The organism is Peribacillus sp. TH27 (assembly GCF_016650915.1).
GTDB classification, from domain to species: domain Bacteria; phylum Bacillota; class Bacilli; order Bacillales; family DSM-1321; genus Peribacillus; species Peribacillus butanolivorans.
The window spans coordinates 65,603-81,988 of record NZ_JAEKEV010000003.1 but is presented as its reverse complement, the minus strand read 5'-3'; the positions used below and the strand labels follow the sequence as shown (position 1 = coordinate 81,988).

The 16,386-nt window shown below is 39.8% G+C and carries 12 protein-coding genes and 2 pseudogenes; 4 read left to right on the top strand and 10 right to left on the bottom strand.

The features are described 5' to 3' along the window. Positions 1 to 492: 492 nt before the first annotated feature. Positions 493 to 792, top strand: coding sequence for an NIPSNAP family protein (locus JFU24_RS29300; RefSeq protein WP_201251025.1), 300 nt, complete (start codon positions 493 to 495; stop codon positions 790 to 792). A gap of 28 nt (positions 793 to 820) precedes the next feature. Here JFU24_RS29300 and tnpB read toward each other — a convergent pair whose 3' ends face one another. Beyond that, positions 821 to 2,026: an IS200/IS605 family element RNA-guided endonuclease TnpB gene (gene tnpB / locus JFU24_RS29295; RefSeq protein ID WP_201251024.1), complete on the bottom strand. Its 1,206-nt coding sequence runs from the start codon at positions 2,024 to 2,026 to the stop codon at positions 821 to 823. Positions 2,027 to 2,190: 164 nt separating this feature from the next. Here tnpB and JFU24_RS29290 point away from each other — a divergent pair, with 164 nt between their 5' ends. Continuing rightward, positions 2,191 to 2,424: a hypothetical protein gene (locus tag JFU24_RS29290; RefSeq protein ID WP_446728312.1), complete on the top strand. Its 234-nt coding sequence runs from the start codon at positions 2,191 to 2,193 to the stop codon at positions 2,422 to 2,424. 127 nt (positions 2,425 to 2,551) lie between these two features. On the opposite strand, the gene JFU24_RS29285 is transcribed toward JFU24_RS29290, so the two are convergent. The 7 genes from JFU24_RS29285 to galU all read right to left on the bottom strand — a co-directional run bounded on the left by JFU24_RS29285 (position 2,552) and on the right by galU (position 10,854). Then, complete coding sequence (locus JFU24_RS29285; RefSeq protein ID WP_201251023.1) at positions 2,552 to 2,710, bottom strand: DUF1540 domain-containing protein; 159 nt, start codon at positions 2,708 to 2,710, stop codon at positions 2,552 to 2,554. Positions 2,711 to 2,839: 129 nt separating this feature from the next. After that, the gene (locus JFU24_RS29280) at positions 2,840 to 3,847 is read right to left on the bottom strand and encodes an NAD-dependent epimerase (protein WP_201251022.1); all 1,008 of its coding nucleotides are present in this window, start codon (positions 3,845 to 3,847) and stop codon (positions 2,840 to 2,842) included. 614 nt (positions 3,848 to 4,461) lie between these two features. Next, positions 4,462 to 4,986 carry a hypothetical protein gene (locus JFU24_RS29275; RefSeq protein ID WP_242485521.1) on the bottom strand — a complete coding sequence of 175 codons (525 nt, stop codon included), beginning with the start codon at positions 4,984 to 4,986 and terminating at the stop codon, positions 4,462 to 4,464. 174 nt (positions 4,987 to 5,160) lie between these two features. Next, positions 5,161 to 6,342, bottom strand: coding sequence for a hypothetical protein (locus tag JFU24_RS29270; protein ID WP_201184321.1), 1,182 nt, complete (start codon positions 6,340 to 6,342; stop codon positions 5,161 to 5,163). 2 nt (positions 6,343 to 6,344) lie between these two features. Next, the gene (locus JFU24_RS29265) at positions 6,345 to 7,886 is read right to left on the bottom strand and encodes a glycosyltransferase (RefSeq protein ID WP_201251021.1); all 1,542 of its coding nucleotides are present in this window, start codon (positions 7,884 to 7,886) and stop codon (positions 6,345 to 6,347) included. Between the two features lie 741 nt (positions 7,887 to 8,627). Then, the gene (locus tag JFU24_RS29260; protein WP_201184330.1) at positions 8,628 to 9,947 is read right to left on the bottom strand and encodes a UDP-glucose dehydrogenase family protein; all 1,320 of its coding nucleotides are present in this window, start codon (positions 9,945 to 9,947) and stop codon (positions 8,628 to 8,630) included. A gap of 1 nt (position 9,948) precedes the next feature. Next, a complete protein-coding gene (gene galU / locus JFU24_RS29255) occupies positions 9,949 to 10,854 on the bottom strand; it encodes a UTP--glucose-1-phosphate uridylyltransferase GalU (protein WP_056521356.1) in 906 nt (301 codons plus the stop codon). Positions 10,855 to 11,204: 350 nt separating this feature from the next. On the opposite strand from galU, the pseudogene JFU24_RS30515 reads away from it, so the two are divergent. After that, positions 11,205 to 11,765, top strand: a pseudogene (locus tag JFU24_RS30515) (IS3 family transposase); the annotation flags it as partial. 311 nt (positions 11,766 to 12,076) lie between these two features. Here JFU24_RS30515 and JFU24_RS31085 read toward each other — a convergent pair. Both JFU24_RS31085 and JFU24_RS29240 read right to left on the bottom strand, forming a co-directional pair. After that, positions 12,077 to 12,211 (bottom strand): hypothetical protein, encoded by a 135-nt coding sequence (locus JFU24_RS31085; RefSeq protein WP_342214760.1) that lies wholly within the window; start codon positions 12,209 to 12,211, stop codon positions 12,077 to 12,079. A gap of 291 nt (positions 12,212 to 12,502) precedes the next feature. After that, positions 12,503 to 15,250 (bottom strand): annotated as a pseudogene (locus JFU24_RS29240) (collagen-like protein); the annotation flags it as partial. A 604-nt stretch (positions 15,251 to 15,854) separates the two neighbouring features. On the opposite strand from JFU24_RS29240, the gene JFU24_RS29810 reads away from it, so the two are divergent. After that, positions 15,855 to 16,034 carry a hypothetical protein gene (locus JFU24_RS29810; RefSeq protein WP_201225708.1) on the top strand — a complete coding sequence of 60 codons (180 nt, stop codon included), beginning with the start codon at positions 15,855 to 15,857 and terminating at the stop codon, positions 16,032 to 16,034. Positions 16,035 to 16,386 lie beyond the last annotated feature (352 nt).

The window sequence follows — 16,386 nt, the reverse complement described above, 5'->3', positions numbered from 1 at the left end:
TTTTTTTAAAAACAGATTAATTTAACTTTCTTTATTTTATTTGCTAACAGCTTTACCAACAATGCTAATAGGTTTTTAGTTCTGAAAGTTCCGATTCCATTTCAAGATTATCCATCTGCATTATTTGTGGCAATTTCATTTCGATTATTATATTAACTACTACAACAGCTACATTCTGAAAAAATAAAAAGCGTTTGCATCTTTTAGCATCGGCTTTTTATTTTTTCGTTATCATTTAAATCAACCGTTACGCCAAAACTAATACCATAACTCCCAACACTCCAAAATAACCTCATTGCCAAGTATGTTCTGGCATATATTTAAAATTAATCCCTTAACTATACTGTTTATATGGTTGGCGAGGTAGGTCGAAGAACAATGGACCATAGAGCCCAATTGTTAGTCTGACTTCAACGATCTTGGTGTAAAACAGATTTTCGCATTGGGTCTACATACTTCGAGCCGAAAATACATATCGAATGGGGAAAAAACATGATATATCGAAGAGAAACATACAAAGTACTGCCTGAAAAAGTGAGTTTATTTACCGGATTCTTTCATGCCTATCTTTTGCCTAATCAGCTGAAAAATGGTGCGAAGTTAGTCGGCCGCTGGATTACGGAAAATAAAGATGAGATTATCACCTTATGGGAGTACCCAAACTATGAAGAATATATGAAAATAGAAGAACGTGTGAAAAAGGATGAGATGTACAAAAAGGCGCAAACTCAGCTCATTGAACTACCCACCACTTATCGACCTTACGGTCTGATTGAAGTGGGGGATTCCTAAGAACATTAGCCTATCGGCCAATTTTTAATTAGGCTACTCCCGTAGTTCCTACGGTTAGAAGCCTTATGGCTTCATTCATTAGATTGAGTCCTGCGTTAATATCTCGATCGTGGTGAGTAGAACAAAAAGGACAATCCCATTCACGAAGATTCAGATGTTTAACGTCTTTATTTTGGTAACCGCAGCTAGAACACAATTGGCTAGAAGCAAACGTTTTAGATACGGTCACGATTTGTTTACCATACCATTTTGCTTTGTATTCCAACATTTTTTTGAATTGATACCAAGATACTTCACAAATAGCCTTAGCTAGTTTGTGATTTTTCATCATATTCGACACTTGCAAGTCTTCCATTCCAATAACATCGTGGTTTTTGATGATTTCGGTAGAAACTTTATGTAAGTAATCCATTCGGGCATTTGAAATTTTTTCGTGTAGGATAGCCACTTTTCGTTTTTGTTTTTGATAGTTTTTGGCTTCAGCCAATGGTTTATTTTGATTCAAGGCTATTTCTTGTCGCCTTGAAAGAATCCGTTGTGCTTTGGCCAATTTCTTTTCGACCGTCCGGAAGAATTTTGGGTTTTGATAGACCGTACCATCTGAAAGAATAGCAAAGTTCTTCAAACCAACATCTACACCGCACGAACGATTCGTTTTAGGAAGTACTTGTACATGGGTTTCGGCTAAAACGGAAATGAAATATTTACCCGAAGGGTTCCGCCTGATTGTGGCATTGATGATTCTCCCTTCGACTTCGCGGCTTTTAGCAAAACGAACTAGACCGAGTTTTGGCAATTTGATTTTGTTTCCAGCAATTCCAATATTACCATTCGTATGTTTAGTTGCATAGGACTGGATAGGATTCTTTTTCGATTTGAAGCGTGGTGACTTGTTTTGCTTTTTATAATATCGACTATAGGAATCTGCTAAATTTTCCACCGATTTCTGTAAGGCAATACTGTCTACTTCTTTCAGGAAAGAATACTCTTTCTTTAAGGCTGGAAGTTCTTTGATTGTTGCGTATTTATTCAGAAAAGAACCTTTCCATTCATTAGAGGGTAATTGGCCGTTCTGCTTCATTTCTTCACATATATACCAGTAGGCATCTTTCTCCTTTTGTTTGCCTAAAAAGAAGTTATAGACAAAACGGGAGCAGCCAATCGTTTTATTGATTAGAACTAGTTGTTCTTTAGTTGGATAGATTCGAAATTTATAAGCTTTGTTTACGACCATTGGTTTCACCCTCTTATAGTTATTATTAACCAAAGAACATACGTTTGTCAAAAGATCACTTTGGCTTATTCATCTCGCCCTTCACACGCTGGAAGAGGGAGTCTTCTGGCGGGAAATGATAAAGTGGTATATAGAGGGGATGAGTATATCTGCAAACAAAAGCAATGCGCTTACGTCGAATCCTACATCTAGCTCATGATATCATGGATGAGATGAATGCAAGGAAAGAGAAAAGACAGTTTGATACTTTAATACCAGTAATAGATAACCTAGCTAGGGCAATTGGCGATTTATCTGATCCATTAGGTGATTATTCGCTCGACTACATAGAAGAAAAAGTGGGAAATGCCCATTTCCTGCTATTTAAAAACAAAAAAAAGATACAGTTTCATTCATAACTCTTCTTGGAATACCTTAGCATAACCCAGATATAAAAATAAAAGTAATTCAAAAAATGCGAATGAAAATGATCGTTATTATCAATACTAAAAATAGTAAAGGATAACCAAAATATTGGTTATCCTTTTAAAAAAATTCTGGTTTAAATGTTTTGCAATCTGTTTCTTCATTTTTAGATGCTTGTTTACCCTTATGACTTACTACATAAATAGCATCAGCATTACATTTGTTTCCAGAACCCCAATAGGTGCAGTTATCGACTTCACACAGAACATCTTGAGCCATAGTATCTCACCTCAACTTTGTTATCATTAACTAAGTTGAGGTGATTGATACGGGCGGTTTTATCCTTACTGACTGAAGTAGAGATTCCATCAATATTTTTTATTCACTTCTTCACTACTTCCTTTTTCCTTATTTTATATAGTACTTATTGTACCAATTTACAAACTGTGTTAAACCTTCTTCTACTGTTGTTGCAGGATAGAATCCCACATCAGCATGCAAATCGGAAATATCTGCATAGGTCTCCTTAACATCTCCTGGTTGCATTGGTAAGAATTCTATTCTTGCCTTTTTGCCAATTAGATTCTCTAATGTATTAATAAAATCCATTAATTTTATGGGATTATTGTTACCAATATTATAAATTTTGTATGGGGCATAGCTTGAACTTGGATCAGGATTAGCTCTATCCCATGTTTCGTTATATATCGGTGGATTATCGAGTAATCGTATTATTCCCTCAACTATATCATCAATATAAGTAAAATCTCTTCTCATATCTCCATTATTAAAAACCCTTATTGTATTCTCCTCAATAATATTTCGAGTAAAAGAGTAATAAGCCATATCAGGTCTCCCCCAAGGACCATACACTGTAAAGAATCGGAGTCCTGTGGTTGGAATATTAAATAAATGACTATAAGTATGAGCCATTAATTCATTAGACTTTTTTGTGGCAGCATATAAACTTACTGGATGATCTACTGAGTCTTTAGTTGAGAAAGGGATGTTAGTATTAGCTCCATAAACAGAACTAGAAGATGCATAAATCAAGTGCTCTACATTATATTGTCGACATGCCTCTAAAATATTAACAAACCCAACTAGGTTGGAATTAACATAAGAGTCTGGATTGTCTATACTATAACGTACTCCCGCTTGGGCTGCTAAGTTGATGACTATATGAATCGATCTGTCTTTAAATATTTGATTTAATTTTTCTTTATTTGATATATCCATTTTATAAAATTCAAATTTAGGGTTTTTTTCTAATATCTTGAGACGATCGTTCTTTAAATTAACATCATAGTAATCATTAGTATTATCTACACCTATAACATTGATATCTTGAGCTAACAAACGTTTTGTTAGATGGAAACCAATGAAACCTGCCGCTCCCGTCACTAAAATTTTCATAGTATTTATTCCGATCCTTTCTATACAATAGGACTTTGACATTATCTAGAATACTGAGTAAGCCTTCGTATTCATACACTGATACTTTCGATCCTTTACGGCAACAGAGCAAAGGTCATTTTGTTGGATATTAGACGAGGCAAACTCAGAAATTTCCATTCCAACCCTCAGGGGGATTGACTTTACAATTCATTCGTAATCCACCAATGACATGAAATCCTTTTTCGCTTCAAACCTCATGATTTTTTCACTCGTATATCAGCTATCAACTAGCACAAAAAAGATTTCATTTTTTGAAGATGGATAGTCCTGAATCAATTCAAGTGCCAAGTCTTTTTTGCTTTTGAAAGGGAATGCTGGCTTTGGCAATGCTCTTTTAAATTAGGGAAGAAAATAGTAAATCAATAGCCCTCTGTCACTACAGGTGCAGTAACGAGACAACGAGAACCATATACTTTTCCCAACTGAATGAGGGAATGAAAAACAAGGTTTTCCATATTGAAAATAATGAACGTAGCGGAATAAATGTCACCTTGCTTTTCACCAGGTTTTTTTACTCATAATAAATAGTTTAAGCTTTGCCTAGCTATGACTATACAAGCGTATTATCATTTTCATCTAATGGTATTGGTTTTTGTCCATTCAGCATGCGTATCAGGATCTATTGCTTGCACTTGTTCTAGAAAAGAATCTAAAAAATTTCTTTTTCGCAGGTCTTTAAATAACTCGAGAGGTCTTTTTTGTTCACGTGAAAACGAGTACACATGATCGACTAATTTAAAACCATTCGTGGTTATAATAATATGCCTTAGTGGGGCATCAATTTGTTTGAAACCTGATTTTTCCATTGTTTTCAATATATAGAGTAATCGTCTTGTTATATCCTCAGAAAGTACAGATTGTTTTTTTAGAAACGTATTTAAATCTGGCCCTATTAGATATTCCATTAAAATATAATTTGGTCCTGTTTCAAAGACTTTCGGGATAAAAGACAAGTCTTGACTTGATAAGAGAACCTTTTTTTCCTGATTTGCATGTTCAGTTCTCCCGTAAATTTTTACGCATTTGTCTTCAGACACTCGATAAACAGCACCTTGATGCCCTTTTCCAATTAGTGTTTGTGTAATAGCGCTATCCACTTTTACTCCACTCCCTGACCTTCCAGAAAGGACGGTAATATTCTAAAGTCCAAACTATTTTGATTGAAATAATTCTCCCACTCATTGAAGGTGTCCGGTTCAAGCCTTTTCACTTGGGCTAAGAAAGAGTCCTTTAATAGGATTATTTTTAAATCTCTTAATAATTTTATATGACTATACAAGCGTATTATCATTTTCATCTAATGGTATTGGTGTTTTTGTCCATTCAGCATACGTATCAGGATCTATTGCTTGCACTTGTTCTAGAAAAGAATCTAAAAAATTTCTTTCTCGCAGGTCTTTAAATAACTCGAGAGGTCTTTTTTGTTCACGTGAAAACGAGTACACATGATCGACTAATTTAAAACCATTTCTGGTTATAATAATATGCCTAAGTGGGGCATCAATTTGTTTGAAACCTGATGTTTCCATTGTTTTCAATATATAGAGTAATCGTCTTGTTATATCCTCAGAAAGTACAGATTGTTTTTTTAGAAACGTATTTAAATCAGGCCCTAATAGATATTCCATTAAAATATAATTTGGTCCTGTTTCAAAGACTTTCGGGATAAAAGGCAAGTCTTGACTTGATAAGAGAACCTTTTTTTCCTGATTTGCATGTTCAGTTTTCCCGTAAAGTTTTACGCATTGGTCTTCAGACACTCGATAAACAGCACCTTGATGTCCTTTTCCAATTAGTGTTTGTGTAATAGCGCTATCCACTTTCACTCCACTCCCTGACCCTCCAGAGAGGACAGGAATGTTTCTAAAGTCCAAACTATTTTGATTGAAATAATTCTCCCACTCATTGAAGGTATCCGGTTCAAGCGTTTTCACTTGGGCTAAGAACGAGTCCTTTAACAGGATTATTTTTAAATCTCTTAATAATTTTAATGGTACAGGGTGCATTCTTTTGAAGGAATTTACATGGTCAATTACCTTAAGTTCCTCATTATCAAGGACAAAAATATGGCGCAAAGGGGCATCTATCATGGTGAATTTTGCTTGTTTTAATTCCTTTAATATATAGAGAAGTTTCTTTACTATAGAATCAGGGATATAGGTACAATTTCTAAGGTATTCTTTTAAGGTTGGAGCATTAAAATATTCCATGACTATATAGTTTGAACCTGTATCATATACCACAGGCATAAAGGGTAAATGTTGTCCTGCTTTAAGGGCTTCTTCCTCCATTCTCGCTTGTACCGGATCTGAATAGATTTTCACACATTTATCTTCTGCAAGTTTAAATACTGCACCTTGAGCACCCATTCCTATCAGCGGATAGGTAGTGGGATTGTGAATTTCTAAGGATTTTTCACCTTTGGTTACCGTAATAGTTTTAAAATCCTCCATGATCATCCTCCTGACTGCTTATCTTTAGCCTGCTGTTGAAGCTGTTGAATATAATTAAGGGCTTTTTTGACTTTTTCAGCTTTTTGAGCCTTTTTTTCTTTTTTACGAGATGCTATTGTTTCATCATCATCTTTAGCCTGCTGTTGAATTTTATTTAGGGATTTTTTATCTTTTTTGTCTTTTTTATTAGATGCTACTACTAATTCATCTTTATCTTTTTTATCTTTTTTATCTTTTTTATCTTTTTTATCTTTTTTATCTTTATCTTTATCTTTAGTCTGCTGTTGAAGCTGCTGAATATAATTAAGGGCTTTTTTGACTTTTTCGGCTTTTTTATCTTTTTTACTAGGCTCTACTGATTCGCCATCATACTTAACTTGCTGTTGAGGCTGTTCAGTATTCTTAAGGGTTTTTTTATCTTTTTTATCTTTTTTATTCTTTTTATCTTTTTTGCGAGGTGCTACTGAATTTTGTTCACCTTTTGTATAAGGGGCTACTAGTTCATCATAAAATTCAGCTTGTTGTTGAAGCTGTTGGACGAGGTTAAAGTTTTGTTCGATTTTTTGACGAGCCGCTACTGTATATGTTTCCCACAGCTCTCTGTTAGTTAGCATAAATTCAAGAGCCTCTGCAAGTTCATCTACATTGTTTTCTTGTACTAAAACTCCCTCTTTGTTATTTGTTATTAATTCAGGGATGCCGGCATGATTGGTCGAGATCACTGGTACCCCAATCGCCATAGCTTCTTTTAATGTATTAGGTATACCTTCTACATCTCCATCGGCAGCCACTAAGCTAGCTGCGCAAAATATATCTGCATTGGTCATTTGTTCTCGTACTTGATCTTTAGGGAGATGATTTAATAATCGAAAAGAATCTCCTAAATTAAGTTGATCTGCCAAAGACTTGATCTGGTCTTCAAGCTCCCCTCTGCCAATAATCGTCAAGGTGGCATTTGGAAATTTACCTCTGATTTTTTGAAAAGCTTGCATTAAGATATGGTGCCCTTTTTTTTCCACCAATCTTCCGATGGATAAAATGTTTTGAGAGCCCTCTTTATGTGGAGTTCGGTACTTGTATTGGTTTAGATCAACCCCCCCATATAACACTCTGATCTTTTCTGGAGGACAGCCCCAAGCAATTAATCTATCAGCTAAATATTGACAAACTGGAAAAAAACGCTCACCTTTCTCAAAAAGCATTTTCATGTTCTCAAGATAGCCAATAGGCTGATTAGCCAGGGTTGCATCCCTGCCTCGAATACTTGTTACCAACGGAAGGTTTGTTTCCTCTTTAAAAGGAAGTAATAACATCCCTAATTGACCATGGTGAGCATGTAAGAGGGAGATATTATTTCTTTCCACATATTCTTTTGGAGAGAAAATTTCATTGAGGTAATGAACCTTCTCATCCAGAAGGGAAAGGTCTATCATATACTTAGGTTGTCGTACCATATGAATATAATCATAATCAGGAACTTCTCGAATCTGTGAGATATATTGGGTCGGGTCAACTCTTAAATTCAAATGCATAACTGTTTGCAAGTAAATGTTCTCCTTTCAAGCATAGTAAGCAAATTTTCTGGTCCTTTTCAAGTATATTATGTACGACTATATAGGTACGCATGGACTAAATGGAATCGAATTTCCTTGGAATCGTTTAAAAGTGAGATAGCAGTTGTTGAAGATTCATTAGCTATAGCTGGCGCTCATACCATACGGTAAAGCTAATGGCAGTGAGTATGTGTAGCATAATACAAAGAGGATTGAAGTAAGTGATATGACATAATGTTAATTAAAAGACAAATGATGCTAATAATTCAACATGCTAATAGTTGATGTTAATCTATGGCTTCAATGGCCGAGAAGAATGATTAATAGACTATCAGGACCAGAAACATAACAAAACGAGTATGACTGACAAAAGAAAGAAAATTTAATAAAAAGTCAATATATGATAGACTCGTGGATTCTCTATGTATTTCCATTGTTTAGGTAATACTAATGAGAGTAAACTAAATAGAGGGTCTTTTTATTGGAGTTATTGTATTCCTCTATGTTTCTCAAATACCAAGCAAATCGACACAAAGAAATGACGGTCACTTAGCGATTATAATTCGCTTTATATCTTCAAAGATAATTACTTCTATTTTAAGGAATACAAAAAAGCACCTAAGAACTATCAAAGGTGCTGCTTCGCCGGTTTGCCCGCCTATAGAATAGTCTATACTACGGCTTAAAAAAATCATTTTAGAATTAATGAAGATGTTAGAAAATGTTGATCATTTAAGTCATTCCAATTATTATTGATGGTCTTCCTATTGGATAATATTCAATTTTCTTACAAGCTCTGATTCGTTCTTCCCCAAAACAATTTCTTCCATCAAAAACAATCGGTTGTTTCATTATATTCATCAATGCCTCAAGATTTAAATGTCTAAACTCATTCCATTCTGTGACAATAAATACTGCGTCCGCATACAATGCCGCTTCGTGGGCTGAGCTTGCATACCTAATTGTATCCCTTAATATTTTCTTGGCATTATCTATTGCAACGGGATCATAAGCTACCACTTCTGCTCCCAGTTTGGCTAATGAACGTGCAATTTTGATTGATGGCGCTTCCCTCATATCGTCAGTCTCAGGCTTGAAAGCAAGACCAAGCATCGCAACCTTTTTTCCTTTTAATTCTCCAAAACGTTTTATAGCTTTCGTTACAAGGAGTTCTTGCTGGAAATCGTTAATCGCTACTGTTTCTTTCAAAAGGGAGAACTGTATTCCATGCAAATTGGCCGTATGAAGCAAAGCTTTAACATCCTTAGGAAAACAAGATCCTCCATAACCAATACCGGGTTGTAAAAAGGATTCTCCAATCCTTTTATCTTTTCCCATTCCCTTTGCTACATCTTCAACATCTGCTCCTACTACCCCGCATAAATTGGCAACCTCATTGATAAAGCTAATCTTAGTCGCCAAAAAGGCATTAGAAGCATACTTAATCATTTCCGCACTTTTAATACTTGTTAATACAAATGGTGCATTCAACGGACGATACATTTCTTGTACTTTCATTGCCGCCTCTTCATTTTCAAAACCGATAATGATTCGATCTGGTTGCATCGTATCCATAATGGCAGACCCTTGTCTTAAGAATTCAGGGTTTGAAACCATTTCAAGGGTGAACCTTTCGTTACATTGATCTTCCATAATTTTTTTAATAAATTCATTCGTACCAACAGGCACTGTACTCTTTAAGACGACCACAGCACTCTGTACTAAGTGGGCAGCAATATCCTTCGCCGCTTGCTCAAGATACGATAAATCTGCTCCCCCGTCATCCCTTTGCGGTGTTCCTACAGCAATAATAATAATCTCGGCACCAATTAATGCCTCTCGATGAGAAGTTGTAAATAGCAGTCTACCCGCTGCAGCATTTTGAACAAGCAAAGTCTCCAGACCCGGTTCATATATTGGAGAAATCCCTTGACGTAGGCTTTTAATTTTCTGTTCATCTGTATCGATACAAATGACACTATGCCCTATTTCTGACAAACAAACACCAGTGGACAGCCCGACATAACCTGTACCTAAAACAGCTATTTTCATATTATTCAAGCTCTCTCTTTATAATCTGAAGGTTTTCTTTCTTATTTACATGACTTAAATAGGAAAGTACCTCATCTCTTATATCATCCCTTTGCAAGGCAAAGTCTATTGTTGCCTTAATAAATCCAACTTTATCACCAATATCATATCGGTTTCCCTCAAAGTTATATGCTAATACGGCCTGCTGCTTATTTAGCTCATTTATGGCATCTGTTAGCTGTAATTCATTACCATGTCCAATTGGAAGCTTTGCTAGTGTTTCAAAAATCTCAGGTCTTAAAACATAACGCCCCATAATCGCATATCTGGAAGGAGCCTCTTCCCTTTTGGGTTTTTCCACCAAAGAATCGATATGGAAAAGGTTAGGCTCAATCATTGTCCCTTTTGGCTTAATAATTCCATATTTACTGACATCCTTTTCCGGTACGTTCTGAACAGCTACGACGGAGCTGTTACAATACTCGAAAACACTGATGATTTGTTTCAGACAAGGTGTTTCAGACATAACGATGTCATCTCCTAATAAAACAGCAAAAGGTTCATTTCCAATGAAGCTTTTCGCGCAGAGAATTGCATGTCCTAGCCCCTTCGGTTCCTTTTGGCGGACATAATAGATATTTGCCAAACTAGATATTTTCTGAACTTCCTCTAAAACATCTAGCTGATTTTTTCTTAAAAGTGCATCTTCCAACTCATAGGATTTATCAAAATGATCCTCTATTGATCTTTTTCCTCTACCGATTATGATAATAATTTCCTCTATACCCGAAGCTACTGCTTCTTCTACAATATATTGAATCGTTGGTTTATCAACAATCGGCAGCATTTCCTTAGCCTGGGCTTTTGTTGCAGGCAAAAATCGAGTCCCGAGGCCTGCGGCCGGAATAATGGCCTTTCGGATTTTCATAAGCTGCCTCCCTTTTGTCATTCATTAATCCTTTATATGCAAAAGGACAACTTCCGGCCTAGTTATTAGCCCTAGTAAGCTCATTTTTATTTAACGGGGTCTACCAGCTATACATGAAAGAATCCCAAAATAGCCGTGGCCGAGCCTTGCAATCTGTTGGTTACTTAAGTGCCAAATTAAAAAATCCATTACACTTTTTATGCAATTGAGTTATCCATGGATTTGGTGTAATGGTCTATACGTATTTGGATAAACTTCTGTGTGAGCTTTTTGGCGGTTCAGCAGCCTAGTAAGGTCTTCCTTTTTTCCTTCTTTGAAAAACTCCAGCTGTCAGGAATGTTGTTGATAATGAATACAAGATTGTTTGTCCAATTAGAAGAACCAACCCTAATCAGAAGACGTTGAAAGCTACTCAAGAACACACACCGTTCTGCCGAACTTATTAAACCGAGAGTTTAAACAAGCAATTCCAGGAAAAGTATTACTTACTGATATTACATATTTATATTATGACAATGGACAGAAGGCTTATTTATCCACGATTAAAGATAGTTCAACGAATGAAATACTTGCCTATAATGTGTCTAGTCGAATGACATTAGATTTAGCTACAGATACATTAGTAAATTTAATGAAGAATAAACGAGTAAAGTTTGCGGAAGGGGCCTATATTCACTCTGATCAAGGAGTACACTATACTAGTTCCACATTTCAGAAACACGTAAAAAAACTAGGAATCGTGCAATAAATGTAAAAAAGAGGAACTGTTGGATAACACTCTAATAGATTCCTTTTTTGGTCATTTCAAAGATGAAGCCTATATTAAACCTTGTAATACTATAAATGTACATAAAATGAAAATAAGAAGTTATATGACGTATTATAACTAGTTTAGATACCAATGGAATTAAAAAAAGATGCCCCCTGTAGAATAAACAGAAATCATCTTCTTAATGTGGCCTAACCTTTTTTTAATGTCCTTTACAAAGGGTACATTTTAAATATCTGCTTGACCTTTTTATAGTACGAAGCACCCATTATTTCAACAAAAAAAAATTGAGGATTCTTAAAAATAGCAATCAGACTAATCCATATCTTTTATCATTTTAATCACAGGTTTAATTTTTAAAATTGAGAGTACCTTGTTTTTAATTGGGCTAAATGCTACTACCAAACCAGCCAACAGGTTTGATACAGAATGTCATATTAATTATTTTTCCGTCTATCCGAGTCGCGTGATAACAAGGTGTGCTGAAACAGGCCTTGCTCCTCCAGCCAAAGGAGTGATGGTAAGCGCCGGGGTATTGCCAGCAGGATTTCGTACAGTGAGTATTGAGTTGATCACTGTCGTTTGCACAAGAGCCATTCCTACTATCTGAGTAGTACCGGTTGCTCGCCCGACCACCGTATAGGCTAGGTCAGCGCCATTGAGAGTTAGAATCAGTTGGCCCGCTTCGGTCACACTCACCTGAAACAGGACCTGATAAAAGCCAATTTCTAATAAGTTAAATGTACTAGGACCAGTACGGGAAATAGCAGAACCACTAGTAGGTCCATCTTGCGGAAAACTTACGTCTGTACCGGCAGCAACTGTTGCTGCATTATCAGGAGGCATCAATGCAAAAAAATCTGCAAAGGCTAATACTCCACCTTGTGGACCTTGTGGACCTTGAGCACCTTGCGGGCCTTGAGGGCCTTGAGCACCTTGTGGCCCTTGAGCGCCCTGCGGGCCTTGAACACCTTGCGGGCCTTGAACGCCTTGCGGGCCTTGAATGCCTTGCGGGCCTTGAGCACCTTGTGGCCCTTGAGCACCTTGAGGGCCTTGAACGCCTTGCGAGCCTTGATCCCCTTGTGGGCCTTGAACGCCCTGCGGGCCTTGAGCACCTTGTGTGCCTTGAGCACCTTGTGGGCCTTGAACGCCCTGCGGTCCTTGAGCACCTTGTGGGCCTTGAACGCCCTGTGGTCCTTGAGCACCTTGAGGGCCTTGAGCACCTTGTGGGCCTTGAACGCCCTGTGGTCCTTGAGCACCTTGAGGGCCTTGAGCACCTTGAGGGCCTTGAACGCCCTGTGGTCCTTGAGCACCTTGTGGGCCTTGAACGCCTTGGTCCCCTTGAGCACCACTAGCACCTTGTGGTCCTTGGTCCCCTTGAGTACCTTGAGTACCTTGAGTACCTTGAGGGCCTTGAACGCCTTGTGGGCCTTGGTCCCCTTGAGCACCACTAGCACCTTGTGGGCCTTGGTCTCCTTGAGCACCAGTAGCACCTTGAGCACCTTGTGGTCCTTGGTCCCCTTGAGTACCTTGAGGGCCTTGAACGCCCTGTGGGCCTTGAGCACCTTGAGGGCCTTGAGCACCTTGAGGGCCTTGAACGCCCTGTGGTCCTTGAGCACCTTGTGGGCCTTGAACGCCTTGGTCCCCTTGAGTACCTTGAGTACCTTGAGTACCTTGAGTACCTTGAGGGCCTTGAACTCCTTGTGGGCCTTGGTCCCCTTGAGCACCACTAGCACCTTGTGGGCCTTGGTCTCCTTGAGCACCAGTAGCACCTTGAGCACCTTGTGGTCCTTGGTCCCCTTGAGTACCTTGAGGGCCTTGAACGCCTTGTGGTCCTTGAACGCCTTGCGGGCCTTGAGCACCTTGCGGGCCTTGAGCACCTTGTGGGCCTTGAGCACCTTGCGGGCCTTGAACGCCTTGCGGGCCTTGAGCACCTTGTGGCCCTTGAGCACCTTGTGGCCCTTGAGGGCCTTGAGCACCTTGCGGGCCTTGAGCACCTTGTGGGCCTTGAACGCCTTGAGGGCCTTGAGCACCTTGTGGCCCTTGAGTACCTTGCGGACCTTGATCCCCTTGTGGGCCTTGAACGCCCTGCGGGCCTTGCGGGCCTTGTGGGCCTTGAGCACCTTGTGGGCCTTGAGTACCTTGTGGGCCTTGAGTACCTTGTGGCCCTTGATCGCCCTGCGGGCCTTGAACACCTTGTGGCCCTTGAGCACCTTGCGGGCCTTGAACGCCCTGCGGGCCTTGACCCCCTTGTGGTCCTTGAACGCCCTGCGGTCCTTGAGCACCTTGAGGGCCTTGAACGCCTTGTGGGCCTTGAACGCCTTGTGGGCCTTGTGGTCCTTGAGCACCTTGAACGCCTTGTGGTCCTTGAACGCCCTGCGGTCCTTGAGCACCTTGCGGTCCTTGAACACCTTGCGGGCCTTGAACACCTTGTGGGCCTTGAACGCCTTGCGGGCCTTGATCCCCTTGTGGGCCTTGAGCACCTTGTGGCCCTTGAACGCCCTGCGGTCCTTGAGCACCTTGCGGGCCTTGAGCACCTTGTGGTCCTTGAACGCCTTGAGGGCCTTGAGCACCTTGTGGCCCTTGAGCACCTTGCAGGCCTTGAACGCCTTGCGGGCCTTGATCCCCTTGTGGTCCTTGAACGCCCTGCGGGCCTTGAGCACCTTGAGGGCCTTGAACGCCCTGTGGTCCTTGAGCACCTTGAGGGCCTTGAACGCCTTGTGGGCCTTGAACGCCTTGTGGTCCTTGGTCCCCTTGAGCACCACTAGCACCTTGTGGTCCTTGGTCTCCTTGAGCACCAGTAGCACCTTGTGGTCCTTGGTCCCCTTGAGCACCACTAGCACCTTGTGGTCCTTGGTCTCCTTGAGCACCAGTAGCACCTTGTGGTCCTTGGTCCCCTTGAACACCACTAGCACCTTGTGGGCCTTGGTCTCCTTGAGCACCAGTAGCACCTTGTGGTCCTTGGTCCCCTTGAACACCACTAGCACCTTGTGGGCCTTGGTCTCCTTGAGCACCAGTAGCACCTTGTGGTCCTTGGTCCCCTTGAACACCACTAGCACCTTGTGGGCCTTGGTCTCCTTGAGCACCAGTAGCACCTTGTAGTCCTTGGTCCCCTTGAACACCTTGTGGCCCCTGAGAGCCTTGAACTCCTTGAGGGCCTTGAACTCCTTGTGGCCCCTGAGAGCCTTGAACTCCTTGTGGCCCCTGAGAGCCTTGAACTCCTTGAGGGCCTTGAACTCCTTGAGATCCCTGAGGGCCTTGAACTCCTTGAGATCCCTGAGGGCCTTGAACTCCTTGTGGCCCCTGAGAGCCTTGAACTCCTTGAGGGCCTTGAACTCCTTGAGATCCCTGAGGGCCTTGATCTCCTTGTGGCCCCTGAGAGCCTTGAACTCCTTGAGATCCCTGAGGGCCTTGAACTCCTTGAGATCCCTGAGGGCCTTGAACTCCTTGTGGCCCCTGAGAGCCTTGAACTCCTTGAGGGCCTTGAACTCCTTGAGATCCCTGAGGGCCTTGATCTCCTTGTGGCCCCTGAGAGCCTTGAACTCCTTGAGATCCCTGAGGGCCTTGAACTCCTTGAGATCCCTGAGGGCCTTGAACTCCTTGTGGCCCCTGAGAGCCTTGAACTCCTTGAGGGCCTTGAACTCCTTGAGATCCCTGAGGGCCTTGAGCCCCTTTAGAGCCTTGAGTACCCTGAGTACCATTAGCAGGTACGCTTACATTCACTTCAACGTTTTGCTCTACCTTTTGTTCTTTTTTAGATTCGCATTTGCATTGACTATGTCCACAATCCAAACATTTACTATGTCCGCAATCTTTACATTTTTTATCTTTTTTATCCTTACCCAATTTTATCCTCCTTTCTATCAGACATTACTGTATCCTATGAATATAAAATTAAATTTGGAAGTGGTGAACACCTGATATATATGTAGGGAATTTGAACGAACTCGCTTAGGCCCATAAGTTTGTTCCACTATGTGATATTTCACTGCCTTTTGGATGTTGCCGCCATATTTTCCCTTTAAAGTTATCGATTGTAAAATTTTGGCATCCCATAGTCTTTTTTATGCAAAAGGACAACTTCTGGACTAGTAAGTAGTGCATTTAATCTCACTTTTATTTAACATGGTTTAGTCGGCTATAGTCGGCTATATATGAAAGAATCCCGAGCTTCGCAACCTGTTAGTTAGTGCCAAATTAAGATCCATTACACTATTAAGTATGGGGCTAGATGGAGTTTCCAAGGTTTGGTGTATGGGCGATGCCAGTTCAATATCGTAGTAACGATTATCTTTTTTTCCTCTATGGTTACACCCCCGTCGTCTTTAACCAACGAGAAAAGGGGATTATTAAGGAAATCGAAAATTCTAAACTACAAAAAGGATGGATTGAGGATGAAATTTGTGCATGAAAAGACATAGGGGAGTGTTCTAGAGATTTAATAAAAGAAAAAGAATCAAGAATCACTTGTGATGATTTAATTATGATGTACCACTCCAAGATGCTTCTTGAATATTAGGAATTTTATATAAAGTAAACAAAGAATTCAACTAGCCCATATATGGTATCGCCTAGCTCTTGTAAAAGAGTCAGAAAATAACCAAGGATCTAGGCAAAAAATTTATTCAACATGTGATCCATACCTTCAGTTATGGGGTGTGTTATTGAGATGAGAAACGGAGCGAATAACTTGAGTGTGAAAAAAATTGATTATTTTTTAAAATTATATTAAAAATTGTGACGAATAATTAATGAGGGGGTTT